The sequence below is a fragment of the Flavobacterium algoris genome (genome assembly GCF_048158525.1).
GTDB classification, from domain to species: Bacteria; Bacteroidota; Bacteroidia; order Flavobacteriales; family Flavobacteriaceae; genus Flavobacterium; species Flavobacterium algoris.
On the sequence record NZ_JBLNKT010000034.1, the window covers coordinates 12872 to 39669 of the forward strand.

The 26798-nt window shown below is 33.8% G+C and carries 26 protein-coding genes and 2 tRNA genes; 18 read left to right on the plus strand and 10 right to left on the minus strand.

All coding sequences use genetic code 11. The features are described from left to right. Nucleotides 1–22: 22 nt before the first annotated feature. The 5 genes from ACM55I_RS14270 to alaS form a co-directional block, all read right to left on the minus strand. Nucleotides 23–643 (minus strand): DUF4230 domain-containing protein, encoded by a 621-nt coding sequence (locus ACM55I_RS14270; protein ID WP_416847527.1) that lies wholly within the window; start codon nucleotides 641–643, stop codon nucleotides 23–25. Between the two features lie 2 nt (nucleotides 644–645). Beyond that, a complete protein-coding gene (locus tag ACM55I_RS14275) occupies nucleotides 646–1602 on the minus strand; it encodes a GSCFA domain-containing protein (protein WP_416847528.1) in 957 nt (318 codons plus the stop codon). Nucleotides 1603–1985: 383 nt separating this feature from the next. Next, nucleotides 1986–2519: a hypothetical protein gene (locus ACM55I_RS14280; RefSeq protein WP_416847529.1), complete on the minus strand. Its 534-nt coding sequence runs from the start codon at nucleotides 2517–2519 to the stop codon at nucleotides 1986–1988. Between the two features lie 128 nt (nucleotides 2520–2647). Continuing rightward, nucleotides 2648–3412 (minus strand): hypothetical protein, encoded by a 765-nt coding sequence (locus tag ACM55I_RS14285; RefSeq protein WP_416847530.1) that lies wholly within the window; start codon nucleotides 3410–3412, stop codon nucleotides 2648–2650. 240 nt (nucleotides 3413–3652) lie between these two features. Further along, nucleotides 3653–6289 (minus strand): alanine--tRNA ligase, encoded by a 2637-nt coding sequence (alaS, locus tag ACM55I_RS14290; RefSeq protein WP_416847531.1) that lies wholly within the window; start codon nucleotides 6287–6289, stop codon nucleotides 3653–3655. A gap of 330 nt (nucleotides 6290–6619) precedes the next feature. Between alaS and ACM55I_RS14295 the strand changes: the two genes are divergently transcribed. The 13 genes from ACM55I_RS14295 (at nucleotide 6620) to ACM55I_RS14355 (ending at nucleotide 18372) form a co-directional block, all read left to right on the plus strand. Next, nucleotides 6620–7597, plus strand: a complete 978-nt coding sequence (locus ACM55I_RS14295) for a M23 family metallopeptidase (RefSeq protein WP_416847532.1) — start codon at nucleotides 6620–6622, stop codon at nucleotides 7595–7597. A gap of 92 nt (nucleotides 7598–7689) precedes the next feature. Then, complete coding sequence (locus ACM55I_RS14300; protein ID WP_035670311.1) at nucleotides 7690–8022, plus strand: MerR family transcriptional regulator; 333 nt, start codon at nucleotides 7690–7692, stop codon at nucleotides 8020–8022. Between the two features lie 54 nt (nucleotides 8023–8076). Further along, nucleotides 8077–8670 (plus strand): LemA family protein, encoded by a 594-nt coding sequence (locus ACM55I_RS14305; protein ID WP_416847533.1) that lies wholly within the window; start codon nucleotides 8077–8079, stop codon nucleotides 8668–8670. 41 nt (nucleotides 8671–8711) lie between these two features. Continuing rightward, complete coding sequence (locus ACM55I_RS14310; protein ID WP_416847534.1) at nucleotides 8712–9149, plus strand: TPM domain-containing protein; 438 nt, start codon at nucleotides 8712–8714, stop codon at nucleotides 9147–9149. A 7-nt stretch (nucleotides 9150–9156) separates the two neighbouring features. Further along, nucleotides 9157–9954, plus strand: coding sequence for a TPM domain-containing protein (locus ACM55I_RS14315; RefSeq protein WP_416847535.1), 798 nt, complete (start codon nucleotides 9157–9159; stop codon nucleotides 9952–9954). 175 nt (nucleotides 9955–10129) lie between these two features. After that, nucleotides 10130–10543, plus strand: a complete 414-nt coding sequence (locus ACM55I_RS14320) for an RrF2 family transcriptional regulator (protein WP_416836175.1) — start codon at nucleotides 10130–10132, stop codon at nucleotides 10541–10543. 245 nt (nucleotides 10544–10788) lie between these two features. Then, the gene (locus ACM55I_RS14325) at nucleotides 10789–13335 is read left to right on the plus strand and encodes a TonB-dependent receptor (RefSeq protein WP_416847536.1); all 2547 of its coding nucleotides are present in this window, start codon (nucleotides 10789–10791) and stop codon (nucleotides 13333–13335) included. A 128-nt stretch (nucleotides 13336–13463) separates the two neighbouring features. Further along, nucleotides 13464–14411: a PstS family phosphate ABC transporter substrate-binding protein gene (locus ACM55I_RS14330; RefSeq protein ID WP_416847537.1), complete on the plus strand. Its 948-nt coding sequence runs from the start codon at nucleotides 13464–13466 to the stop codon at nucleotides 14409–14411. A 94-nt stretch (nucleotides 14412–14505) separates the two neighbouring features. Beyond that, complete coding sequence (gene pstC / locus ACM55I_RS14335; RefSeq protein WP_416847538.1) at nucleotides 14506–15399, plus strand: phosphate ABC transporter permease subunit PstC; 894 nt, start codon at nucleotides 14506–14508, stop codon at nucleotides 15397–15399. Nucleotides 15400–15411: 12 nt separating this feature from the next. Next, on the plus strand, nucleotides 15412–16251 hold the full coding sequence (gene pstA, locus ACM55I_RS14340; RefSeq protein WP_416847539.1) for a phosphate ABC transporter permease PstA: 840 nt from the start codon (nucleotides 15412–15414) through the stop codon (nucleotides 16249–16251). Beyond that, on the plus strand, nucleotides 16248–17009 hold the full coding sequence (gene pstB / locus ACM55I_RS14345) for a phosphate ABC transporter ATP-binding protein PstB (protein WP_416847540.1): 762 nt from the start codon (nucleotides 16248–16250) through the stop codon (nucleotides 17007–17009). Before pstA ends, pstB begins: the two co-directional genes overlap by 4 nt. Nucleotides 17010–17075: 66 nt before the next feature. Continuing rightward, nucleotides 17076–17831, plus strand: a complete 756-nt coding sequence (locus tag ACM55I_RS14350; protein WP_416847541.1) for a DUF2490 domain-containing protein — start codon at nucleotides 17076–17078, stop codon at nucleotides 17829–17831. A 331-nt stretch (nucleotides 17832–18162) separates the two neighbouring features. Continuing rightward, nucleotides 18163–18372 (plus strand): hypothetical protein, encoded by a 210-nt coding sequence (locus tag ACM55I_RS14355; RefSeq protein WP_416847542.1) that lies wholly within the window; start codon nucleotides 18163–18165, stop codon nucleotides 18370–18372. Nucleotides 18373–18427: 55 nt separating this feature from the next. On the opposite strand, the gene der is transcribed toward ACM55I_RS14355, so the two are convergent. Both der and era read right to left on the minus strand, forming a co-directional pair. Beyond that, nucleotides 18428–19738: a ribosome biogenesis GTPase Der gene (der, locus tag ACM55I_RS14360; RefSeq protein WP_416847543.1), complete on the minus strand. Its 1311-nt coding sequence runs from the start codon at nucleotides 19736–19738 to the stop codon at nucleotides 18428–18430. 217 nt (nucleotides 19739–19955) lie between these two features. Next, nucleotides 19956–20837: a GTPase Era gene (gene era, locus ACM55I_RS14365; RefSeq protein ID WP_416847544.1), complete on the minus strand. Its 882-nt coding sequence runs from the start codon at nucleotides 20835–20837 to the stop codon at nucleotides 19956–19958. 117 nt (nucleotides 20838–20954) lie between these two features. On the opposite strand from era, the gene ACM55I_RS14370 reads away from it, so the two are divergent. Both ACM55I_RS14370 and ACM55I_RS14375 read left to right on the plus strand, forming a co-directional pair. Then, nucleotides 20955–21027: transfer RNA gene (locus ACM55I_RS14370), tRNA-Met, on the plus strand. A gap of 32 nt (nucleotides 21028–21059) precedes the next feature. Next, nucleotides 21060–21132: transfer RNA gene (locus tag ACM55I_RS14375), tRNA-Met, on the plus strand. A 553-nt stretch (nucleotides 21133–21685) separates the two neighbouring features. Here ACM55I_RS14375 and ACM55I_RS14380 read toward each other — a convergent pair. After that, nucleotides 21686–22540, minus strand: a complete 855-nt coding sequence (locus ACM55I_RS14380; RefSeq protein ID WP_416847545.1) for a leucine-rich repeat domain-containing protein — start codon at nucleotides 22538–22540, stop codon at nucleotides 21686–21688. 179 nt (nucleotides 22541–22719) lie between these two features. Here ACM55I_RS14380 and ACM55I_RS14385 point away from each other — a divergent pair, with 179 nt between their 5' ends. Next, a complete protein-coding gene (locus tag ACM55I_RS14385; RefSeq protein WP_416847546.1) occupies nucleotides 22720–23202 on the plus strand; it encodes a DUF1761 domain-containing protein in 483 nt (160 codons plus the stop codon). Nucleotides 23203–23248: 46 nt separating this feature from the next. On the opposite strand, the gene ACM55I_RS14390 is transcribed toward ACM55I_RS14385, so the two are convergent. Beyond that, a complete protein-coding gene (locus tag ACM55I_RS14390; protein WP_039108978.1) occupies nucleotides 23249–23527 on the minus strand; it encodes a 4a-hydroxytetrahydrobiopterin dehydratase in 279 nt (92 codons plus the stop codon). A 97-nt stretch (nucleotides 23528–23624) separates the two neighbouring features. Here ACM55I_RS14390 and ACM55I_RS14395 point away from each other — a divergent pair, with 97 nt between their 5' ends. Further along, entirely contained in the window at nucleotides 23625–24773 is a 1149-nt protein-coding gene (locus tag ACM55I_RS14395; protein ID WP_416847547.1) for an 8-amino-7-oxononanoate synthase, read from the plus strand. Nucleotides 24774–24782: 9 nt separating this feature from the next. On the opposite strand, the gene ACM55I_RS14400 is transcribed toward ACM55I_RS14395, so the two are convergent. Continuing rightward, entirely contained in the window at nucleotides 24783–25652 is an 870-nt protein-coding gene (locus ACM55I_RS14400) for a diacylglycerol/lipid kinase family protein (protein ID WP_416847548.1), read from the minus strand. A gap of 64 nt (nucleotides 25653–25716) precedes the next feature. Between ACM55I_RS14400 and ACM55I_RS14405 the strand changes: the two genes are divergently transcribed. Next, nucleotides 25717–26685: an App1 family protein gene (locus ACM55I_RS14405; RefSeq protein ID WP_416847549.1), complete on the plus strand. Its 969-nt coding sequence runs from the start codon at nucleotides 25717–25719 to the stop codon at nucleotides 26683–26685. Nucleotides 26686–26798: the final 113 nt, after the last annotated feature.

Below are 26798 nucleotides of genomic sequence, written 5' to 3' on the forward strand. Positions count from 1 at the left end.
TGAATTCAAACACGAATTTCATCTAAAGTTTTATTTTTTGCCCAAAATCTTTTTCACTCTCAATTACTTTTCCCTCATACTGCAATTTCCAACCCATGGTATTCGTCAGAATCAATATTTTGGACAATTCACTAATTAAGCGATTTTGAGCATTCGTTTTTAATGACGATTTTTCTATTTTCTTGGCTAAATTCGCTTTAACTGACTTATTGATTTTGTTGTAATCATCTCCTGTAAACGGATTCAATTTGCTTTGTTCGACATCGTAAAATTGAATATCAGGACTGATTTTTATTTCTTCTTTTGGAATACTTACAATTGTGATAGTTTTATTTTTTTCATCAATATCGTACTTCATTTTATGCAAATCATACGCAACAGTAACATCAGCATTAACAATAACTAGGGCTTTTTTCTCGAAAGAAAGCATATCTAGTAAATATTTCTGTTGATTTTTATAGGTAATCACTTCTGAGAAATGTCCTTCGGTAACCACAAGTTTCCCTACGTTTACAATTTGTTGTTGAATAAGATTTGTGTTGTAACTGATGTCATCATCATCATTTTTCTTAAAGTCACAAAATTTGAATAATAAAAATATTCCGGCAATAACTCCTATTCCAATACCTATTTTTCTAAGCATAATTAAAATTTCATGAATGAATATTGTTTTTCCAATTTAGTTATTTTATCTCGAAGTTTGGACTCAAACTTCAAATGACTTTCGGAATCAGGATTAAAAGGCTTGTGTGAAAGACTTTTTTGAATACTTTCTACTTCTTCCATTGTAGAAAAAGCAGTTTCAGAAATGGTAGTTTCCTTGAAACGCTTCCAGATATAATCGATTGCCACTTGATTGGGATGCAACATATCTTCTCCATAAAACCGATAATCACGAAGCTCATCCATCATGATTTCATAGGAAGGAAAATATGCAGTGTTCAGTTTGCAGTGTTCAGTATTCAAAACATTATGAATAGCCGAAATCAAGTTCGCTTTACTCCATTGATTTTCGACAAAACCATCTTTGATGTGTCGCACTGGTGAAACCGTGAAAATGATATTGCGACTAGGATTAACTGAATGGATTAATTTAATCGTATTTATGATACTCTCTTTATTCTCTTCAAACGAAAGTAATTCTTTCTTGAATTGCTTCTGCGGTACTTTATGACAATTCGCAACAATCGCATCACTTTCAATATTTCGATACACCCACGAGGTTCCGTATGTAATAATAACATGAGAAGCTTCTTGTAATTGCTGTTTTGTTGATTCGAGTATCGCGCTTAAAGATGCTAATAATTCTTCCTTATTTGAATTACTCAAATCCGAATGTACATCAAAACAATGCCAACGTTCATTATGAAAAAAAATATCGTTTTCATTGAATTGCTTTCCAGAAACTGCAAAATCAATCAGCTTTTCAATCGCTAAAGGATGAAACAAAATACCAAATGGATTACAGCTATTTTGAAACTTAAAATAGTCCAGTTTATCCGCCATATTTATCGCAAAACAAGAACCTAAAGACATAATGGTAGAATTATAATCTATTGGATAATTACTTTTAGAAATGGGAATTTGAGTTCTGAATTGCATTGTTATTTTATTTACTACAAATTTGAATAATTTTAGTGAAATAAATGGGATTTAACTCTTTTTTCATTGGTATTTAAAAACCTAAAATCAAGAAACCCTTTCAGAATTTTAAACTCTGAAAGGGTTAACCAACTTTTACAAACTAAAAAAGTTTACTCGTAGAAAAATTGAGTAGTAAGTAATAAATTTTCATCACTATAAACTTTTCTCTCAACCGGAAAGTCATCTGCATTATATAAATAACTGTTTTTTCTTATCGTAGAACCTCCTTGATTATTAGACAAAACACCTCCAATTATATTATTAACAGAAACATTAAAGTCATCTTCTTGTATTTTATTAAATCCTAGAACATTTTTAAACGGATTATTTTTTACGTCAAACTAATACGTGTTTTTACCAGTGTACAAACTTCCATTATTATCTGTACTTTCTTTTTTTACAAGATTACCATTAGCAAAATAATATTTACTGAACCAGCTTCTTATTGTCTCTTGATTTGTAATTGAATCAACTTCAGAGTATACAACATTAATTGTTGAATCACTATTATGAGTGTATGTAGCTCTACCAATAATTGTAGGCGCAAGTGAACCAACAGTTTCAATCGTAACTAAATTGTCATTATTATAAAAATAATTAATAGTCCAAGTTAAGGTCCCAATATCATTGTAAACATTAACTTTTGTGATTAAATTTCCTGTATAAGTATAAACCCATTTATTACCAGTTTCTTGTTGAGTTAAATCAACTATTTTATTTTCATTATAAGTTATGGTGTTTGTAAAAATTTGGCCATTAGCCATAGTAGAAGTGTATTTTTTTAATAAAATAGTATCTTGATTCAATGCGTCTTCTTTGGAACAAGATGACACTATCATCATAAAAGTAATTAATCCTAAAGCTAATTTCTTCATGTTTATTTTTTTACAAATAAAAGCAAAAAAAATATTTAACACTATTAATTGTACAAAAAATTCAAATATCTTTAGAGCATATTTAAGTTCTGAATTGTATTTTTAATTCTTATCAACTAATTGATTTCTTAGTAGAAATACTGTGATTTCAAATAAACCGTCTTTTCATTTTCTGAAATCTCTTCCTTTGGGTAATTATCTAAATCGTATGTAAAGGTTTTTTTATAAAATTTAGCGGATGATATTATCTGGTCGTCTTTAGAAACACTTGCAATTACTGTACTTATCAAGCTATTATTCGATGAGATTCCTTCGTTATAATCTAACAGCTTTTTATACCCCAATACATTATATAATGGATTGTGTTTAGAATCATAATCAAAGCTTACGCTGTATTTTGACAAAACACCAGATGCAGTATTATCTAATATTCTTTCGTCTTTGATGAAATTTTCGTTTTGGAAATACAAAATTCCATGATACATTTTCACTTCTTGGTTCCCTGAATTAATAGCTAATTTTTCATAAGAAACAGTTCCGTCTGAATTATGAATGTAATTTATCATATAATTGTCAAGAGACTTTGTACGCACCAATTGACCAACAACATACGTATATTCTATAGTTTCGAGAAGTTGATTTGTTTTATTTAACGTTACTGTTTTCGAAATCAAACCATCGGCATACGTAAAATCAACATGTTTCTCAACCCCATCAATACTTACAATTTTATTCTCATTATAAGTAAACAAAGTTGTTGCTGAATTTCCATCTGCTGAAGTAGCAACTATCTTTTTTAGTAATTTTATACTATCGTCGGTATCATTTAAACACGAATAAAGTGTCAATACAAAAATTGATAATACCAAAAATATGTTTTTTCTTTTTTTCATTATACTAAATAAATCGTATCGCCTTTATCTAAGCTCTTGGCACTACATCATTCAAACCTAGAAAAATAAAATAAAAGCTACAATATTCATCGTTACAATCTCTATATTTCAGTTAAACTACTATTTTAAAATCTAATTGCAACGCCATGCAAATACTATAAAACAAGGTATTGAACAAAAATAAACCCTTTTAGAACATAAGTCCTAAAAGGGTTTATTTTTATAAAAAATAAATTTGATCTACTTTATAAACTCAACCGCTTTCTCCAAAGCTTGCTGAATTCCAGCTACATTCTTCCCGCCTGCTGTCGCAAAAAATGGTTGTCCGCCACCGCCACCTTGGATAAATTTACCCAGTTCACGAACTACTTGCCCAGCATTTAGGTTTTTATCAGCAACTAATTCTTTAGAAATATAACAGGTTAACATTGGTTTTTCTTCGTCGGCTGTAGCCAAAACAAGGAATACATTTTTACCCAAATTCCCTAATTCATAAGCCAAATCTTTTGCTCCTTCCGGATTTAAATCTACTTGTTTTGCTAAGAATTGTATGCCGTTTATTTCCTGTATTTCTGCTGTTAAACCCGCTTTCAAAATTTTAACTTTGTCTTTCACCAAAGCCTCAATTTGTTTGGATAATTTGGCATTTTCTTCCTGCATCGAATGAACGGCTTTCAAAATATCCTGAGGATTTTTCAAAGCTGTTTTCACTTCATTCAATGTGTTTTCATACGATGCAAAATGTGCTTTAACGGCATCACTTGTAATGGCTTCGATACGACGAATCCCCGCAGCAACCGCTCCTTCTGAAACGATTTTGAAATGCCAGATTTCAGCCGTGTTTTTCACGTGGATTCCTCCGCATAATTCCATGCTTTCACCAAATTTTATGGCACGGACATTATCTCCGTATTTTTCACCAAACAAGGCCATTGCGCCTTCTTCTAAAGCTTGTTGAATTGGAATATTTCTTCTTTCAATTAACGGCAATTGCTCTTGGATTCTTGCGTTTACAAAATCCTCTACTTGTTGCAATTCGGTTTCCGTCATTTTAGCAAAATGAGAAAAGTCAAAACGCAAATAGTTTGGGTTTACCAAGGAACCTTTTTGTTCTACGTGTGTTCCAAGAATACTTCTCAACGCTTGGTGCATTAAGTGTGTAGCCGAGTGATTTCTGGAAGACAAACTTCTTAAATCCTGATTTACTTTGGCTGTAAAAACTGCGTTTACATTTTCTGGTAATTTTTTGGCAAAATGCAAAATCAGGTTGTTTTCTTTTTTAGTATCGATGATTTCAATGGTTTCATTTGCAGAAACCAAAGTTCCTTTATCACCCACTTGTCCTCCACCTTCTGGATAGAATGGTGTATTGTCTAAAACGATTTGGTATAAAACCCCGTCTTTTTTACTGTCAACTTTACGGATGCGAGTGATTTTTACATCACTTTCGGATTGATCGTACCCTACAAATGTTTCTACATTTCCGGGAATTAATACAGACCAATCTTCGGTAGAAACTTCTGATGCGGCGCGGGAACGGGCTTTTTGAGCTTGCATGGCCGTGTTAAAACCTGCTTCGTCAAGTTCGAATCCTTTTTCTCTAAGAATCAATGCGGTTAAGTCAATTGGAAATCCGAAAGTATCGTATAATTCAAAAGCCTTAACTCCTGAAACTGTTGCTCCTTTAGTTTCGGTAACTACATTTTCCAGTAACTGTAATCCTTGGTCTAAAGTTCTTAAGAACGATGCTTCTTCTTCCCGAATCACATTCGTAACCAATTGTTGTTGCGATTTGATTTCTGGAAAAAATCCCCCCATTTGATTGGCCAAAACGGCTACCAATTGATTGATAAACGGTTCTTTTATATTCAAAAACGTAAATCCGTAACGAATCGCACGACGCAAAATTCTGCGAATTACATAACCAGCACCTGTGTTTGATGGCAATTGTCCGTCAGCAATAGCAAATGCCACCGCACGAACGTGATCTACCAATACACGAATAGCGATATTGGTTTTGTTCTGCTCTTCGCTGATATTGAAAACTTCGTTTGAAGTGTATTTTAATCCTGTAATTTGCTCTACTTTTTCAATAAGTGGCGTAAAAACATCGGTATCATAATTCGAAGTTTTTCCTTGTAATGCCATACACAAACGCTCAAATCCCATTCCGGTATCAACGTGCTGGGCAGGTAATTTTTCTAAAGAACCATCGGCTTTACGGTTGAATTCCATAAATACGTTGTTCCAGATTTCCACTACTTGTGGATGGTCGTTGTTCACCAAACTCTTTCCTGAAACTAACGCTTTTTCTTCGTCAGAACGTATGTCAACGTGGATTTCTGAACACGGTCCACATGGTCCTTGGTCTCCCATTTCCCAGAAATTGTCTTTCTTGTTTCCAAGAATTATTCGGTCTTCGTCAATCAATTCTTTCCAAATATTCCAAGCTTCTTGGTCGAATGGTACGTTTTCTTCTGGATTTCCTTCGAATACGGAAACGTATAGATTTTCTTTTGGGATTTTATAAACTTCTGTCAAAAGTTCCCAAGCCCAGTTGATGGCTTCTTTTTTGAAATAATCACCGAAAGACCAGTTTCCCAGCATTTCGAACATGGTGTGGTGGTACGTATCAAAACCTACGTCTTCTAAGTCATTGTGTTTTCCTGAAACCCGAAGACATTTTTGTGTATCGGCAATTCTATTGCTTTTTGGCGTGGCATTCCCAAGGAAATATTCTTTGAACTGTGCCATTCCAGAGTTGTTGAACATCAGGGTTGGGTCATCTTTTAGAACTATGGGTGCCGATGGAACGATTAAGTGTCCTTTTGATGCGAAAAAATCCAGAAATTGTTTACGTACGTCTTGTGATGTCATTTTTATTGTTTATTCGGTTATTTGTTAATTTGGTTAATCGGTTGTATCGCATAAACGAATAACCAAATCAACAAATTAACATTTTGCCCCAGATAGCAGTGAAAAGCTTCGAAGTTTTGAAATTTATTTTTTCTTGAGATAGCAGAGCGACCGGAGGAAGCTCCTGCTGGCTCATTAGAAAAAAAGATTTCAAGACGAGAACTTGCAACGAATAGCTGGAATAGGCACATTATTATATTTATTCCTGAAAAAAGGGTTGAACAAATGAAACATTTATTAAATTTGTTCGACTAACATTTTACAATGTGCAAAAATAGGGTATTTTAAAACATGGCGAAAGTAAAATATTATTACGATTCCGAAAATCTAGCATACCGAAAAATAAAAGTAAGAAAAAGAAAAAAATTTGGTGTTGTAGCCTTATTTTTAGTAGCATCGGCCTTGTTCGGGTTTTTATGTTTTATTGTTTTATTAAACACTCCCTATTTTGAAACGCCAAAGGACCGTTTGCAAGCGCGTGAAATTGACAATTTGAAGTTGAATTTTTCTATTTTAAATAAGAAAATGGATCAAGTTGATGGTGTTGTGGAAGACATTGAAGATAGAGATAATAATTTATATCGGATTTATTTTAATACGAAGGCGATTCCAGACTCCGTGCGAAAATCAGGTTTTCGTGACATTAATCGCTATAAAACATTACAAGGTTATGATAATTCCCAACTGGTAATCAACACGACAAAAAGAGTGGATGTGCTTAGTAAAGAATTGGTAATTCAGTCGAAATCACTGGATATTATTTTGGGCTTAGCAAAGGCAAAAAATAAATTATTGGCTGCGATTCCCGCCATTCAGCCGGTAAGGAATGAGAATTTGAAACGGTTGGCGTCTGGTTTTGGGTACAGAACAGATCCTTTCACTAAGGCGAGAAAAATGCATGAAGGAATGGATTTCTCTGCAAAAATAGGGACTCCCATTTATGCTACAGGAGATGGAGTTGTTTCAAAGGCGGATAATACGGTTTCTGGTTTTGGAAATCATGTGGTAATTAGGCATGGTTATGGATACGAAACCCTCTATGGACATTTAAGCAAATACAATTGTAGAGCTGGACAAAGAGTGAAACGTGGTGATATCATAGGATATGTAGGCAGCACAGGAAGATCCGAAGGGCCACACTTGCATTATGAAGTACATAAAGATGGTAAAGTCGTGAATCCATTGAATTTTTATTATGGGAATATCTCGGCAATTGAGTATGTTGCCATTTCAAAATTGGCTAACCAAGAAAATCAGTCACTAGATTAATAATTTATAAAAAAAGTGGTCAGTGATCAGATATAGGAGCGAAAAAGTCTACATATAATAGTAGCAGAATTAAAAAGTCAAATAAAAATAATATGCATATTGAGCTTTCAAAAGATAAAAGATATTACAGCATTGGTGAAGTAGCCAAAGCATTTGATGTGAATGCCTCACTGATTCGTTTTTGGGATAATGAATTTGATATTCTGAAGCCTAAAAAGAATGCCAAAGGCAATCGGATGTTCACTCCTGAAGATGTGACTAATTTACAACTCATCTTTCATTTAGTGAAAGAAAGAGGTTTTACACTGGAAGGTGCCAAAACACATTTGAAAGAAGGCCAGAAGAAAACCTTGGATAAATTTGAAATTATTCGAAAACTGGAAACAATACGAACACAATTAACAAATATTAAAAATCAACTATAGAGGTTGGTTACCGATTTTATAAAAAAAACAATTAAACTTTAAATTAAACAAAAAATGGATTTTAAAAAATTTTTACCTTGGATTATCGCAGTAGTTGTAATTATTGGAATTTACAGCTGGGTTAAAGGGATTAACAATACCGCAGTAACGTTGAATCAAACAGTAGAACAATCTTGGGGAGATGTGCAAACTGCCTACCAAAGAAGAAATGACCTTATAGGAAATTTAGTAAATACTGTAAAAGGGGCTGCTGATTTTGAAAAATCGACTTTGACTGCTGTTATTGAAGCTAGAGCAAAAGCGACCTCAACTACAATTGACCCAACAAACATTACTCCAGAAAAATTAGCAGAATTCAATAAAGCACAAAGTGGCGTAAGCAGTTCATTATCTCGATTATTAGTGACAGTAGAGCAATATCCTGATTTGAAAGCGAATCAGAATTTCTTGAAATTACAGGACGAATTAGCCAGTACTGAAAACCAAATCCTTACGGCTAGAACCCGTTTCAATGAAGCAGTTAAACCGTATAACTCACACATTAAAACGTTCCCAAATTCATTATTTGCAGGAATGTTCGGTTTCAAAGAAAAAGCATATTTTAATGCTGTAGAAGGTGCAGACAAACCCGTTGAAGTAAAATTCTAATTCTCTCTAATCCTCGTAGGGGGAATTAAAAAAATACAAAAATGTCAAAAGTAGAAGATTTTTTAACCCAAGAAGAAGAACGTGCCATTGTTGAAGCTATTCGCGTGGCCGAAAAAAATACTTCTGGCGAGATTAGAGTACATATAGAAAAAACAACTTCCGAAGTTCCTTTTGACAGGGCTTTGGAAGTTTTTCATGAATTGAAAATGAACGAAACCCAACTTCAAAATGGCGTTTTAATTTATCTGGCTGTTGCCGATAAAAAATTTGTGATTTGTGGAGACAAAGGAATTAATGACACTGTTCAAAATAATTTCTGGGACACTACAAAGAACATTATGGGGGCTCATTTTAAAAATGGCAACTTCAAACAGGGTCTGGTAGATGGAATTTTAAGAGCAGGCGAAGAACTAAAAAAACATTTTCCTTGGTCCGAAGATGATACGAATGAATTATCAAACGAAATCTCAAAAGGATAATATAATTATGTATAAATTAAATAGCTCTTATTTTTTCAAACTGCTTATTTGTTTTTTTATTACACAAATAGGTTTTGCACAATTTAAAATACCGGAAGTTCCTAGTTTACAAACCTCGGTTTATGACTATGCTAACCTTCTTAGCGCATCTGAAAAAACACAATTAGAAGAAAAATTAATTCATTACTCTGACTCAACTACCACTCAAATAGTTGTTATAACTATTGAAAGCTTACAGAATGAAGATGTAAGCCAACTAGCTACTAAATGGGGCCAAACTTGGGGAATTGGAGGAACTGCAAAAGACGATAATGGTGTAATTATTTTAGTGGCTAAAGCCGAAAGAAAAATTGCCATTAACCCTGGTTACGGAGTGGAAGACCGTTTAACAGCGGGAATTGGAGGAGAAATAATCAGAAATATCATTACACCTGAATTCAAAACTGGAAGTTATTACAGAGGTCTTGATAAAGGTACAGATGCCATAATTGATGTTTTTAAAGGGAAATACAAAGGAGAACGAAAACAAAATAAAGGCCAGGATTTTCCAATTTTACCTTTTATCGTAATTATTGTAATCATTCTTATTCTTATTTCAAGAAACAAAGGCGGTGGAGGAAATTCTGGAAACAGAGGCGGTGGACCTAGTTTGCTTGATGTAATTATTTTAAGTAGCCTTGGCAGAAACAGCGGCGGAGGCGGTTTTGGCGGCGGTTCATCTGGTGGTGGATTTGGCGGCGGCGGTTTCGGCGGTGGATTTGGTGGCGGAGGCTTCTCTGGTGGTGGTTCTAGTGGAAATTGGTAGATTAAAACTAGTTGTCTTCCGTTTGCATCAATATTTCAAGATTACATTTGACATCCAAAAATCAGCACTACTTATAAAATTATAAACTAAAATAGTTTATGTTTGTTTTACTTTCATTTTTTTTAAATTTGAAATCGCATCCAATTTAAAAGTTACAATTTAAAATATATTAAAAATGCTTTCACATAAAGCCAAATATGCTCTCAAGGCATTATTGTTTTTAGCGCAACAAGACGATAATCACATTTCAAGAACTATTGAAATTGCTGAAGCAGCTAACATTCCAAAAAAATTTTTGGAACAGATCTTATTGGATTTAAAACGCGGACATTTTGTAGGGAGTAAACAAGGGAAATTTGGTGGCTATTATCTTTTAAAATCCAAAAACGAAATTACTTTAGCTGATATTCATCGATTATTTGATGGTGCAATTGCATTACTTCCGTGTGCATCATTAAATTTTTATGAGCCTTGCTCCGATTGCACTAGTGAGTCTGAATGCCTGTTACGACACGGGTTGATGACTATTCGAGACGAGACTTTAAAGGCCATGCAAGGCATTACAATTTCCTCATTAGTAAAAAAATAAAAAAATATTTTTTAAACTCTACTATTTTTATAGAATTAATTATATATTTGCATAGAATTTAACGCATAATTAACAATCCAATTTTAAACGTATGAAAACGTATTTAAACACGTTCGTTATTTTAAATGAACAAATAGGAAATAAACAAGTAATTGCAACTAAAGAAAAGAATAATCAAATGATGTGTATGTGCTAGTAAAAAAAATTTAATTTAAACTCTACTAATTACATATAATAAACATACAATGAAAAATTCTATAAAAAATATACTTACAATATTATCTATTTTAACTTTCTCAATATCATTCGCACAAAACATTGAAGGTCTAATTACAACAAACCAAAACATTCCGTTAGGAGCCGCAAATGTTGTAATAAAAGGAACTACTTCTAACACAACTTCCGATTCTGACGGAAAATTTATAATAGATACAAAAGGAAAACTTCCTTTAACTCTTTTAGTTCAATATGTAGGATACAAAACTGCAGAAATAGAAATTACTTCTTTACCAATACCTTCATTACAAATAACGCTTAATGAAGAAAACACTTTGCTTGAGGTTGTAGTTTCCTCCAGACGACGAATAGAAAAAGTACAAGATGTCCCGATCGCAATATCAGTTATAACTGGTAAACAGGCAGAACAATCTGGAGCTTTTAATGTTAACCGTATAAAAGAACTAGTTCCATCGGTGCAACTTTATTCGTCAAACCCAAGAAATACAGGGATTAACATTCGAAGTCTAGGTTCTCCTTTTGGACTTACCAATGACGGTATCGATCCTGGAGTTGGTTTCTATGTTGACGGTGTGTATTATGCTCGTCCAGCTGCAACCACTCTTGATTTTATTGATATAGAGCAAATTGAGGTATTACGCGGACCACAAGGATCGTTATTTGGTAAAAATACAACTTCTGGAGCCTTCAATATAACTACTCGCAAACCGAGTTTTACTTCGGGTGCCAACTTTGAAGTGAGTTATGGTAATTATGGATACCTGCAAGCAAAGGCTTCGGTTACTGGTGCATTGAGCAAAAAAATAGCAGGTCGTATCTCTTTTTCTGGAACACAACGTGATGGACTGATTGATAATGTTGCAACAGGAAGAGCCACAAATACGCTAAATAATCAAGGAATCAGAGGACAATTACTTTATAAACCGACAGAAAACACCAATATTATATTAGCAGCAGATATTACTACACAGCGTCCAGATGGATATGCCCAGGTTATTGCTGGGATTGCTCCTACGAAAAGAGCCGCTTATCGACAATTTGATGCAATTATTAAAGATTTGAATTATCAACTCCCTAGTTTAAATGCCTTCGATCGTAAGATTGACCACGATACGCCATGGCGTTCAGGACAAGATTTAGGTGGTGTATCCCTTAATATTGATACAAAAATTGGAAATGGAACACTTACTGCAACTACTGCTTGGCGTTTTTGGAATTGGGATCCATCAAATGATAGAGACTTTACAGGGTTACAAGTACTGGCAAAATCGCAAAACCCTACCAGACAGACACAAATAACACAAGAGGTACGTTATGCAGGACAACTTACATCTAAAGTAAGTGGTGTTGTTGGTGTGTTTTTTATTGATCAAACATCAAAAACAGACGGTACAGAAGAATCTGGAAATGCGCAATGGAGATTTGCACAAAGTACTACCAGCGCATTATGGAAAACTCCAGGTCTTTTTGAAGGATACGGAATAAAAACCAATGCCAGCATCAGATCTTCCAGTGCGGCAGTTTTCGGGCAATTAGACTGGGCAATAACAGATCGTTTACATGTATTACCTGGTATAAGATCCAATTTCGATAAGAAAGATGCTGATTACAGCCGTAAAACATACGGAGGCCTTCAAACTACCGATCCTGCTTTACTTGCTTTGAAAAAACTAGTTTATTCTGACCAAGCTTTTACATCAAATACAGATAATACAGACTTTTCAGGAAATTTAACCGTGTCTTTTAAAGCTTCAGACAAAATCAATGCGTATGCTACTTATGCAAAAAGCTACAAACCAATTGGCGTGAATGTAGCGGGACTTCCTACTCCGGCAGCAGGTCAGACTCTAGCCGACCTTGCGGTAGTTAAACCTGAAAAAATAAATCATTATGAAGTAGGAGTCAAAACATCTCCCTTTAAAAACTCGATATTCAATTTGACCTTCTTTAATACAGATATTAAAGATTTTCAAACCAATGTTCAAGCTGCCGAATTAGGTGTAAACCGTGGCTATCTTGCCAATGCAGATAAAGTACGGGTAAGAGGTGCGGAACTAGATGCCAGTTTTGTAGTTAACAGTCACCTAACCCTAAACGGAGCTGCAACTTATACAGACGGAAAGTATATTAAATTTACAAATGCACCGCTTCCGCTAGAAGAAACAGGAGCTTCTGTAGCTTTTAAAGATGTTTCAGGAACTGATTTACCTGGTGCTTCAAAATGGGCTGGATCTTTAGGAGGTGAGCTTTCTGACAATGCAAAATTCTTCGGAAATTCAGGTAAAATTTTCCTTGCCGTTGATTCTTATGCGCGTTCTGAATTCTCATCAAGTCCTTCTGCTTCAAAATATTTAGTCGTTCCTGGTTACGCTATTTTTAACGCTCGTTTAGGATTCCGTGCATCTGAAGGGTTTTCCGTTACCTTCTGGGGACGTAATCTTTTAAATAAGGATTATTACGAACAATTATTGCCTGCTGGTGGAAATGCCGGACAATATGCTGGTGTAATAGGCGATCAAAGAACTTATGGAATTACATTGAAATATTCGTTATAATAATTCCAAAAAGACTAAACTAGATTCGATTCTAAAAAAAATTACCGCAATCCATTTTATACGACTGCGGTGTTTTTTATTCCTTTTTGCTAAAATCTAATTATATTAAAAACTTAAAAAAAAAAAAAATGAAAACATATAAAGTATCATTAGTCGCCGTAATTATTTTATTATTGACGAATGCAACTACCACAAAAGTAGTCGCACAAGATTTAAAAGGAAACATAAGTATTTCCGGTGCTTTTGCCTTATATCCAATTACTGTAAAATGGGCCGAAGAATTCAAGAAAACGCATCCAAATGTCAAAATTGATATTCAGGCTGGAGGAGCTGGAAAAGGAATAACCGATGTATTATCCAAAGTTACCGATATTGGATTGGTATCTCGTCAACTGAATGCTGCTGAATACAAAAAAGGAGCTTATGCTATTGCTGTAACTAAAGATGCCGTAATTCCAACCATAAGCGCAACGAGTCCCTATAAATCCGTATTATACAAAACAGGAGTAAAAAAAGAAGCCTTCAATAACATCTTCATTACAGGAAAATACAAAACATGGAATGCATTAGGCTTCAAGAGTACTGCTCCTATACATGTGTACACAAGATCTGATGCGGCTGGAGCAGCCGAAACATGGGCTAGCTATTTTGGCAAAAAACAAGAAGATTTACAAGGTGTCGCCGTGTTTGGAGATCCTGGATTGGCGCAAGCAGTTCAAAGAGATCCATCTGGTTTAGGTTTTAACAATATCGTTTATATCTACGATACAAAAACCAACAAACCAACCAATGGAATTGTTGCAGTACCAATCGACCTCAACAATAATGGCAAACTTGATCCAGATGAAAATTTCTATAATGACATAGATCAATTGATTGCGGCTATTGTATCTGGGAAATACCCATCACCTCCCGCAAGAGATTTGTATTTTGTAACAACCGGTAAACCTAACAATACAGTTGTAAAAGCATTTATAAAATATATCCTTACTGATGGTCAAAAATTTGTTACCGAAGCTGGATACATTAAACTTTCAAAAGAAAAACTAAAAAAAGAATTAGAGAAGGTAAAATAATATTCTTCTAAATAAAACATCCACCCTAACGCAAATACTGAAAACCATGAGGGGTTTTAAAACAGTTTTTGTCAGGGTGGTTTACTACAATTAAATGAAAAATATAAGACTACTCAAAGATCGCCTCATTAGTAAAACATTCCTGGCACTTACCCTCTTGTCAATCTCGACAGTTGTATTGATTGCACTAGGATTGTTCTACAAATCAATGCCTATTTTAAACAGCACTTCACTTTATAATTTATTATTCTCCTCTGAATGGAAACCTTTTAAAGAAGCTTTTGGGTTTTATTCCTTTATTGTTGGTACACTTTGGGTAACTACAATTGCTATTATAATTGCTTTACCATTATCGATGCTCACCGCTATTTATCTTTCGGAATATGCTCACATACGGGTACGAAAATTAGTGCTGCCTTTAATTGAATTGTTATCAGGTATTCCTCCTGTACTTTATGGAGTTTGGGGAGTCTTGGTAATTGTTCCTTTGATACAAGATAAAATAGCGCCCCATTTTGTTGAATTTACAACGGGTTATTCTGTATTGGCGGGAGGAATTGTATTGGCAATAATGATTTTCCCTCTTATCATAAGTATTGTAATTGAAGTGTTTGACAATGTACCTCAGGACTTACGAAATGCTTCCTTATCATTAGGTGCTACACAATGGCAAACCACCAAGAAAGTGGTGCTACGAAAATCAATTGACGGAATTGTAGCGGCAGTGGTTCTGGCTATTTCCAGAGCTTTTGGAGAAACCATAGCGGTTTTGATGGTTTGCGGTAATTTGGCACAAGTCCCTCATAGTCTATTCGATTCGGCTTATCCATTACCGGCACTTATCGCAAATAATTATGGTGAGATGATGTCTATACCAATGTATGATTCGGCATTGATGTTTGCAGCTCTGCTCCTATTCGTCATTATCTTTTTATTCAATGCGCTGTCGAGAATCATTTTATACAGAATTGAAAAAAGAAACAATTAAACAGGCATCAACATGAGAAAAACAGAAGAAAATATATTCAAAATTTTGATGATACTAAGCACTATCATCATCAGTAGCACCTTGTTCATGATATTGTACACTCTCTTTTCAAAAGGGCTAGGTTCTTTGAGTTGGGATATGATTTCCAAAATCCCCGAGGGAGGTTTTTACATCGGTAAAGGAGGTGGCATTTTGAATGCAATAGTTGGATCTGTCTACATCACTATAGGGTCAACTTTATTAGGACTTTTAATAAGTCTTCCTATTGTCATTTACATTAATGTGTATGCCAAAAGAAATGCAACTTTGGCCACGATTACTAGATTAAGTTCTGACATTTTGTTTGGTATTCCATCCATTGTATATGGAGCATTTGGGTTTGCAATCATGGTCTATATGGGATTAAAAACCTCTTTATTAGCAGGAATCATTACAGTAACTTTGATGATAATTCCCATACTCATTCGAGCCATCGACGAAGTAGTTCGGGTGGTCCCTGAAGATATGAGTAACGCTGTTTTCGCACTCGGAGGAACACGTTATGAATCGGCAAAAATCATATTGAGACAATCCATTCCTGGAATTATAACCGCGATATTACTGTCGTTTGGAAGAGCTATTGGTGATGCTGCTTGTGTTCTCTTTACAGCAGGCTTTACTGACAGCATTCCAACTTCTCTAGACCAACCAGCAGCAACTTTACCGCTATCGATATTTTTCCAATTGAGCAGCCCTATTAAAGAGGTACAAAACCGAGCCTATGCCGCCGCCGTTATCCTAACCATCATTGTTTTAGTCATCAACATTGTAGCAAAAATAGCCAGCAAAAATCTTTCAAAAAATAAAATATGATCATTCAACCTCACATAAGCATCCAAAATCTAAATGTTCACATTGGTGAAAACCATATTCTAAAGAACATCAATCTTGATATTCCAGACAAAAAAGTAACCTCATTAATTGGTCCATCAGGTTGTGGAAAAACGACACTTCTTAAAACCATGAACCGATTACTCGACCGCCAAAATGATGTGCGTGTAGATGGAAAAGTTTTGGTAGATGGCGAAAACATTTACGACCCAAAAATAGAAGTAACCCACATTCGAAAAAAAATGGGTTTGCTATCGCAAAGACCTTTTCCGTTGCCAATGAATATCTATGACAATATTGCTTACGGACAACGCATTCACGGAAACCATAACAAAAAACAGCTGGACGAAATCGTAGAAAAATACCTTCGTGGCGTTAACCTTTGGGATGAAGTAAAAGACAGACTAAAATCTCCCGCTACCCGATTATCCATTGGGCAACAACAACGATTGTGTTTAGCTAGAGGACTTGCTATCGAACCGGAAATCATTTTGGGAGATGAACCAACATCAGCATTAGATCCAATATCAACGCAGCATATCGAAGAATTATTTCTACAATTAAAAGACAAATACACAATCGTATTAGTCACTCACATTCTACGTCAAGCCCGAAGAGTATCAGATTATATTGGTTTTGTCTATATGGGCGAAATTATTGAGTTTGGTCCTACCGAAGAAGTACTTCTGAACCCAAAAGAAAAACTAACAAAGGATTATGTAAAAGGTTTTTTGGTTTAGCGATAAAATAAAACCTATATATTTTATAGAGTTTATGTAAATTTGCCAAAAATCGAAATAAACTTCATGAAAACCATTAGAATTTTTTGCCTTTTGTTAGTATGTTTTGTTTCCAAAGCCCAAACCGAAAAAAATGTAGATCATCAGAGTTTACTTTGGACACGCTATTACAACCAATTGACCATAAACAATAAATGGTCTATACATACCGAAATTGACAATCGTATTTTTATAAATCCTATAGAGGAAAATTTATTTGCACTACGACTGCAGGGACGCTATAAAATTAACAATAATATAGAAGTTGGCGCGGGATATGCCTATTTTTCTGTAGCTACACAAGTTCCTGAAGTCACTTTTAATTTTAAAATACCGGAATACAGAGGACAACAAGACATAACATGGAAGCAAGAATTTGGTAAAATCATCATAAATCAACGCTTTCAAGTAGAAGAGCGATTTACACACAATACCAATAAAGAGGGGTTACTTTCAGGAAGCACCTTTTATTGGAGATTTAGATACCGTTTTCAAGGGGAATATTCCTGTTGGAAAAAAGAAAGTCAGTATTTGAAAGCAATTGTGTACGATGAATTAATGATTAATGGCGGTAAAAATGTTGTTAAAAACACCTTTGATCAAAACAGAATTTATACTGCTTTACAATATGGGATTAACAAAAACATTGCGTTAGAGTTGGGTTATTTAAAAAGTTTTCAACAACGTGCGAGTGGTGTTGATTATTTTGACAGGGATATTATTCGGTTTACATTTTTACATAAAATAAAACTAAAAGAAAGACATAAAGAACAGACCAACTAAGGTTTTGAGGAATCACTTTTCAAAGTCAAATTTAGTCCCTGCCTCTTTTACCACCGTCCGAACCATTGTGACATCCCCACTGCACTGATTGCTGTAGGAACAGTTTTAATTTTGATTTATTTCAAAAAAACAAGAACCCCATATTATAGGCATTGCAACTCTTTTGGGTGTTTTCCTCAAACTGTTATAATTCATAAAATGCAATCCTAAATTAACTCAAGGAATCACCCCAGTTTTAAGCATTGATTAATAATACATTAACTAAATTTTTAAGTTTTCTGGCGTAACTTTAATAAAAGATATAGCCATGAAAAATTTTGCAATCAAACTCGTGTGGTTTACCACCATTTATGTTTTGGTATTTGCCGGTTTATGTCAAACTAACGTTACTTTGCCGGTAATAATGACCCTATATTGCATTGGTATACCATTAATCTTGTTGATGGTATATACAGTTCTACATGATGATTACAAAACGGTAAGAACTTTTAAAGATTGGTATAGTGACTATCCAATGGAAACTTTAGAAGAAGAACAGTAATATTTATTAATATCAATTTTAAACAAAAAAAATCCCGATTGCTCGGGATTTTCTCTTATTTCTCTCTGATATAAATATCGATTGGCACTCCTGAAAAGTCCCAGTTTTCTCTAATTTTATTTTCCAGATAACGTTTGTAAGGTTCTTTAACATATTGTGGCATATTGGCAAAAAACACAAACTGAGGTGTTGGTGTTGGCAATTGCATGCAATATTTAATTTTCACATATTTCCCTTTTGTCGCTGGCGGTGGGTATGCTTCAATCACTTTCAACATAAATTCGTTGAATTTTGAAGTAGCAATACGTTGTTGTCTGTTCTCGAAAACTTTTACGGTTGCTTCTAATGCTTTCAACAAACGTTGTTTCGTTAATGCCGAAACAAAAAGAATAGGCACATCTGTAAATGGCATTAATTCTTCTCTAATTTTAGCTTCATAATCACGAGTTGACATCGTTTCTTTTTCGACCAAATCCCATTTGTTCACTAAAATTACAACTCCTTTACGGTTTTTCTCCGCCAACCAAAAAATACTTTGATCCTGACCTTCAAATCCACGGGTGGCATCTATAATCAAGATACAAATATCAGCATGCTCAATGGCACGAACCGAACGCATCACCGAGTAAAACTCTAAATCTTCCTTCACTTTCGCTTTACGACGGATTCCTGCCGTATCAACCAAGTTAAATTCGAATCCAAAACGGTCAAATTTTGTATCAATGGCATCACGGGTAGTTCCCGCAATATCAGTAACAATATATCTCTCTTTACCAATTAAGGCATTGATAAAGCTTGATTTTCCAGCATTAGGACGCCCTACAACTGCAAAACGAGGCAATGCCACTTCTTCTTGAGTTGGCTCTGGTTTCACTGGAAATGCATCAATCAATGCATCCAATAAATCTCCCGTTCCACTTCCTGAAATACTGGCAAACGTATAATATTCTCCTAAACCAAGGTTGTAAAACTCAATCGCATCTTTCTCACGCATCGCATTATCCACCTTATTTACTGCAAGTAAAACCGGTTTCGTCACTTTACGCAACAATCTCGCAACAGCATCATCCATTGGCGTAATTCCTTCTTCAACATCTACCACAAAAATGATAACATCCGCCTCATCAATAGCAAGTTCTACTTGTTTACGAATTTCGCCTTCAAAAACGTCATCCGATCCACGTACATAACCGCCGGTATCAATCACAGAAAATTCCTTTCCGTTCCATTCGCTTTTTCCGTAGTTTCTATCACGGGTAACACCCGAAACTGAATCTACAATAGCTTCTCTTCTTTGTATCAGCCTATTAAAAAGGGTTGATTTCCCTACATTAGGTCTTCCTACTATCGCAACAATGTTATTCATAATCCTATTTTCAAATATTTTGCAAAGGTATGCTTTTTGTTTAAGCTTTTAACTTTAAAGTTTTGGGAGCTATTTCCCGCTATGCGTTACAATCTTTTTATTTTTTAAAGAAAAAAATAAAAAGGATTTTCACTGCTATCGGGGCTAGGGCATTTTCAGATCAAATCGCTTTTATTTTCAAACGATTAAACAAATAACCGAATACACAAATCAACTCTTATTGGTTATACCCAAAACGCTTTAACATATTCGCGTTGCTTCTCCAGTTTTTATTCACTTTAACCACCAACTCAATGTGAATTTGCTTTCCAAAGAATTTCTCTAAATCAACACGCGCTTCCATCCCTACCTTCTTCAAAGCAGCACCTTTATGACCTATAATGATTCCTTTTTGGGTTTCACGCTCCACCATAATCAAAGAACGGATTCTAATGATGTTTTCATCCTCAAAAAACTCTTCGGTAACAATTTCTACTGCGTATGGAATTTCTTTGCTGTAATTCAACAAGATTTTCTCACGGATCGTTTCATTGACAAAGAAACGTTCCGGTTTATCGGTCAATTGATCTTTCGGGTAATACGCAGGAGATTCTGGTAATAAGGAAATGATTCTTCCAAAAACTTCTGGTACATTAAAATTCTGTAAGGCCGAAATTGGAAAAATTTCGGCATTAGGAACTTTCGCTGTCCAGAAAGCCACTTGTTCTTCCAGTTGCGCCTGATTTGAATTGTCAATTTTATTTAATAATAATAAAACAGGAATTTTGGCATGGATAATTTTATTAAAAAAAGCTTCGTCTTTCAACTCTTGTTCTCCAATTTCCACCATATAAATTAGGATATCAGCATCTTCAAAAGCGGACTTCACGAAATTCATCATTGATTCCTGCATTTCATATGCTGGTTTGATAATTCCAGGCGTATCCGATAAGATCATTTGAAAATCTTCCCCGTTTACAATTCCCAGAATTCTATGACGTGTTGTTTGTGCTTTTGATGTGATTATTGACAATCTTTCTCCAACAAAGGCATTCATTAATGTTGATTTCCCAACATTTGGATTTCCTATGATGTTTACAAAACCTGCTTTATGTGACATTTCTATTATAATTTGTTTTGCAAAGGTAGACATATCAAGTCAATAGACGAAATAAAACATTTTTTAAAATTTTCATTGGAAATACGGAAATTCGTTGTACATTTGCACCCGAAACAACGCGGGATAGAGCAGTAGGCAGCTCGTCGGGCTCATAACCCGAAGGTCACAGGTTCGAGTCCTGTTCCCGCTACTAAGGATTTTATTGAAATTACAAACGCACATCGCGGGATAGAGCAGTAGGCAGCTCGTCGGGCTCATAACCCGAAGGTCACAGGTTCGAGTCCTGTTCCCGCTACTAAGAGAAACCATCAATTTTTATTGATGGTTTTTTTATACCTAACAATTATGGATTAATTTGTTGTATACATTTTATATTCTGAAAAATTCCAAAAGAATTATAACTGGTTTTACTTCTAATTCAATAGAGCGATTCAGATCTCATAATCTTTTAGAAACAAAAGGTATACTTTAAAATTTGAACCTTGGAAATCATTCATGTTGAGTTTTTCAACTCAAAATTAGCAGCAATGAAAAGAGAAAAATATTTAAAATCCGGAATTGGGAGAGAATTTATTCAAAATCTTATCCAAAAGTTTTAACCCGAATGGACACCTATCCCCCACAGCTAACAAGGGTTCCAGTTCTATTCTCGCCCGCTACTAGAAAAGCTTCAGAAAAATCTGAAGCTCTTTTTATGCAACAACTTCAAATAATTTATTTGCATAAAAAAACCTGTGAAGCAACAAGCTACACAGGTTTTTCTAACTAAACTTATTAAACTAACTTATTTTAAAAAAAACTAAATCCATTTTCTTAAAGAGTTTTTAATCTCATAATTATTGCAAATACTAATCTTCAGAAACTATAGCTGAATTTTTATCAGTAGTAACATCTAACAAAACAGTAGCGCCCTTATCATTTATCATAGTCATATTTAATGCATCAAGTGCAGCCAAATCTTTAGTTACTAAACCATTAAACATATTATAAGAAATATTCATTTCTTTAAGATTATTCAATTTTTCTAGCTCTAAAGGCACTTGACCGTTCATTTTATTATCAAACAAACTAAAATTTTCAAGAGAAGTCATACGTACCACCTCACGACTTAATCCTCCACTAAGCTTATTACTGCTTAAAAGTAGGATTTTCATTGTTTTCACATCGTAAAGTGAGCTTGGAATTTGCCCTGTTATTTCATTGTTATATAATGACAATACTTCTAATTGTTTCAAGGCTCCAATTTGCATAGGCATCTCTCCTGAAAGTGCATTCATATAAAGTTCTAAGTCTTTCAAATTACTCAATTCGCATACAGAGGAAGGAATTGTTCCTGACAATTTATTGAAAGAAAGATTTAATACTTTCAAATCTTTTAGGTTTCCAATGAAAGAAGGAATCGCACCAGATATTTGATTTTTATGTAAGTCTAATTCTTGAAGACTAACTAAATTAACAATATCAGATGGTATTTCACCAACTAAATTATTATTGGCTAAGTTTACAGAAACTACTTTCTCACCTTCTAGCTTAACACCATACCAGGTTGATACTGGCATTGATAAATCCCATTTTATAATCCACTGGCTTCCATTCGTTGCTTTGTATAATTTAATAAGCGCTTCTTTATCTGAAGAAGCTACATTAGCAAACATAGAAAAAGAAAATAAAACGGTTAAAAATAGAGTAGTTATATTTTTCATAACTTGATTTTTTATTTTATACACATAAATCTACATACAATGTGGGCAACAAGCAAATAAAATCGACGAAACACATCAATTTATATATTTTATAGAGTTATATCCTACAATAAATTCAAATTACTGTTAAATAATAATAATTTACTAAATTTGATTTACTAACCTTTAAAAACTATTTTATGGAAATTAATTTTTTAGCGCTTTTAGTTGCAGCTTTATCTACTCTTTTAGTAGGGTTTGTTTGGTATCACCCAAAAGTTTTTGGAGCAATTTGGATGAAAGAAGCCGGATTAACAGAAGAAAGCATGAAAGGCAGCAATATGGTTGCAATTTTTGGTTTTGCAGTTTTTTACGCTTTCCTTATTGCTATAATTCTTCAGTTTTTAACGATTCACCAATGGGGTGCGTTTAGCATGGTTGGTGGCGATGCCACAAAAGCTTTACCTTCTTACGCTGCGTTTATGTCCGATTATGGAACTGCATTTAGAACATTCAAACATGGCGCATTTCACGGATTTTTATCTGGTTTATTTTTAGCATTGCCAATTATAGGCACAAATGCCTTATTCGAAAAAAGAAGCTTTAAATACACTTTAATATCTGGAGGTTTCTGGATTGTATGTTTTACAATTATGGGCGGAATTATCTGTGCTTGGATTTAAAAAAAACTAACAATAAAAATCTCGTCTCTTAAAAAAGATGAGATTTTTATTGTATTTGCTCAATCGCTTTTGCTAAATCAACATCTTTATCAGTAACTCCATTTGCATCATGCGTTGTTAACCGAATCGTCACTTTATTATACACATTGAATAATTCTGGATGATGATTTCTTTTCTCAGCCATCACCCCTACTTGAACTATGAAGCCCAATGCTTGCGTAAAGTTTAAAAAGGAAAACTTTTTCTCAATTCCATTATTAATAAATTGCCAATCCTTAAGTTCTTTTAATTCGGGTTGAATTGTTTCTTCTGAATAGGTTTTCATAATTTTATTTTTTATTTATATAAAGTTAGTTAATTTCGAATCAAAGATAAATACTTTAACTTTATTAACTATTTTTGATGAAATATTAAAATTCAACTTGAATACATCTTATTCTTTCAAAATTTATAATTCCACCGCCCAACTTCCAAAACAATGGGATGATTTAGACGTTTCAACTATTTTTTTATCGAAAAAATATCTGGAAGTATTAGAAAAATCATCTCCTGAAAATATGATTTGCAATTATATTGGAATTTTTGAAAATAAAGCTTTAGTTGGAATTGCTGTTTCCCAATTTCTAGATTTAAACAAATTAGAATCTTTTGGAGAACGAGACAAATGTATCAAAACAGCAATACGGAATTTTGCTTTCCGAAATTTCAGTTCTCATGTCCTTCTTATTGGCAATAATATGCTAACTGGGCAAAATTCTTTTTGTTTTTCTGACTCTACTGATAAAAAGAAAGCATTACAAGCATTAAAATTGGCTTCGATTGCTTTGAAAAAGAAGTTTAAAACTCAAGGAAAAAAGATTCATATTACGTCCTTTAAAGATTTTAACATAGACGAAATTCAAATTTTTGATATTCCGGAATTTAAAAACGATTATCAGTTTTCTACCCAACCCAATATGGTTTTCACTATCAATGAAAATTGGAAATCAGAACAAGATTATATTGACTCTCTTTCAAAAAAATATAGAGATCAGTACAAAAGAGCCCGAAAAAAAGCATTTGTAATTGAGAAAAGAAAAATGCATCTTGAAGAAATCATTGCATATGAAGATACCATTTATGATTTGTATATTCATGTTGCTAAAAATGCTCCATTCAACACTTTTTTCCTCCCGAAAAATCATTTTAGAATTTTTAAAGAAATCTTCAAAGATAAATTCCTCTTTTATGGCTATTTCATTGATGAAAAACTAATAGGTTTCAATACTTTAATAAAAAATGGCAAAGTGATGGACACTTATTTTCTAGGATACGACGAAAGCATTCAACGCGAAAAAATGTTGTACTTAAATATGCTATATGACATGATTGCTTATTCAATAAATAAAGGCTTTAAGGAAATCGTTTTTGCAAGAACCGCTTTAGAGATCAAAAGTTCTGTTGGTGCAAAACCCTTAAAAATGTATGGTTTTATTGAGCACAGCAATTCTATCGTTAATTCTTATATGCCCAAAATATTTAAATATTTAGAGCCCGAAACTATTTGGCAGGAACGAAATCCATTTAAATAATTTCGAGAATTAAGGAATTGCAACTTTCATTTGCTTGGGTAAAATTTCAATATCCAGTTTTGTTTCTTCCCCATAATATTCTCCATCTATTTGAAAACAAACAGGCACATTGGTAGTAATTTCAGCTCTATCAGTAGAAATTATGGCTACGTCCTCAGAATCAAATGGCATATTCCCCGTAATAATTTTTCCTAAAACAACTAAATCTAAGTTTTTCAAAATAACTAATTCAAATTTTCCATCATCCATAACACCATTCGGATTGATAGAAACTCCTGTCCCATATTTTTTAGAATTAGCAATCACAATCATCCTTGCCGTACATTCAATAGTTTCAAAATCACCTTTGATTGTCGCCGTAAAAGGATCGTTTAAATCTATCAATGTACTTACGGTTTGTAAAACATAGCCCCATTTACCACGAATAGTGCTTTTTTCATAGTTTTTAATCATTTCAGCATTAAGTCCTAAATCACTTAGATGAATACTTTTTTTTCCATTGATGGAAATCATATCTATCTCCATATACTTATTATGGAAAGCAATATCTAAATTTTCTTCTATTGTCGATGGTAAATTTAAATCCATAGCTAAACCATTAGCTGAACCTGCTGGCACAATTCCAATAATTACATCATTTTCTTCCATCGCCTCAGCAACCATCTTTATCGTTCCGTCGCCGCCAGCTACAATAATTCTTTCCGGATTATAACTTAAATAAAGTGATTTTATCTTTAAAATATCATCATCACCTGTAGTATTATAAAGCACAAAATTTAAATTTTCAGCCGCCGCTAAATGTGCTGCAGCAACAATAAATTCTGATTTATCTACATCTCCAGAAATAGGATTAACAATCATTATGATATTCTTTCTCAAAATTTAGCTACTTTTATTGGTACAAAATATAAAACGAATAATTCAACTCAAAAGTACTAAATAAATGAAGCCTATTTTAAAATTATACCGTGGCTATGCTAATGAGCAAGAATTAATTGTGATGGGACATGTTTTTAAACCAACAACGGCCAAAGAATACGACTTTCAGAAAAAAAACATCAAAAACGCAACTTCGGTGATTGGTATGTTTAGAATTAAAACACAAGCAAATGCGGATGTTTATCTGGAACATAATAAAATGAAAATCCATACCAAAACTTTGAATGACGGTTATTTTAAATTTTGTGTGCCATTAGACCAATTTACCCGTTATGGCTGGATTGAATATGAGGTGAGTATTGTTCATCAAAACGAAACCTTAACAACTAAAGACAGTTACATTCGCCCGCACAAAGGAAATTTAGGAATTATATCCGATATTGACGATACTTTTTTAGTTTCTCATACCTTGAATCCTTTGAAGAAATTATATGTTTTGTTATTCAAAAACATAAATAAAAGAAAAATTTACGAAGACGTTGTCACACACTACCAAGCATTAAGTACGGCTGGAAGAGAAAATAAAGAAGAATTCAATGCTTTTTTCTATGTTTCCAGCAGCGAATGGAATTTGTATCGTTTTATTATAAAGTTTACTGAACTTCATCAACTGCCAAAAGCAGTTTTGCTATTGAAAGATATTAAAACGAGCCTTAAAGATTTTTTTCTGACCGGAGGAGGTAATCACAATCATAAGTTTGACAAAATAAAACACATTTTAGAATTCTACCCCAATTTAGAATATGTACTACTGGGTGATGATTCACAACACGATGCGTTTTTATACGAAGCAATTTGCAAAATTTTCCCGGTCACCGTAAAAGCCGTTTACATTAGACAAACAGGTGACTCTAAAAAAGATAAAGTAACAGCTGTTTTGAAAAATTTAGAAACCTTAAAAGTATCCGTTTGTTATTTCAAAAACAGTAGTGAAGCCATTGCGCACTCTAAAATGATTGGGATTATTGTATAAAAAAGAGGCTGTCCGAAAAGTAATTTTCGGGCAGTTTTTTTTGTTTATTACTTTGATTCTTCGTATTTTTAAGTACCAAAATCAGCGATTATGCAGCCAGTTTTTAAACCTCA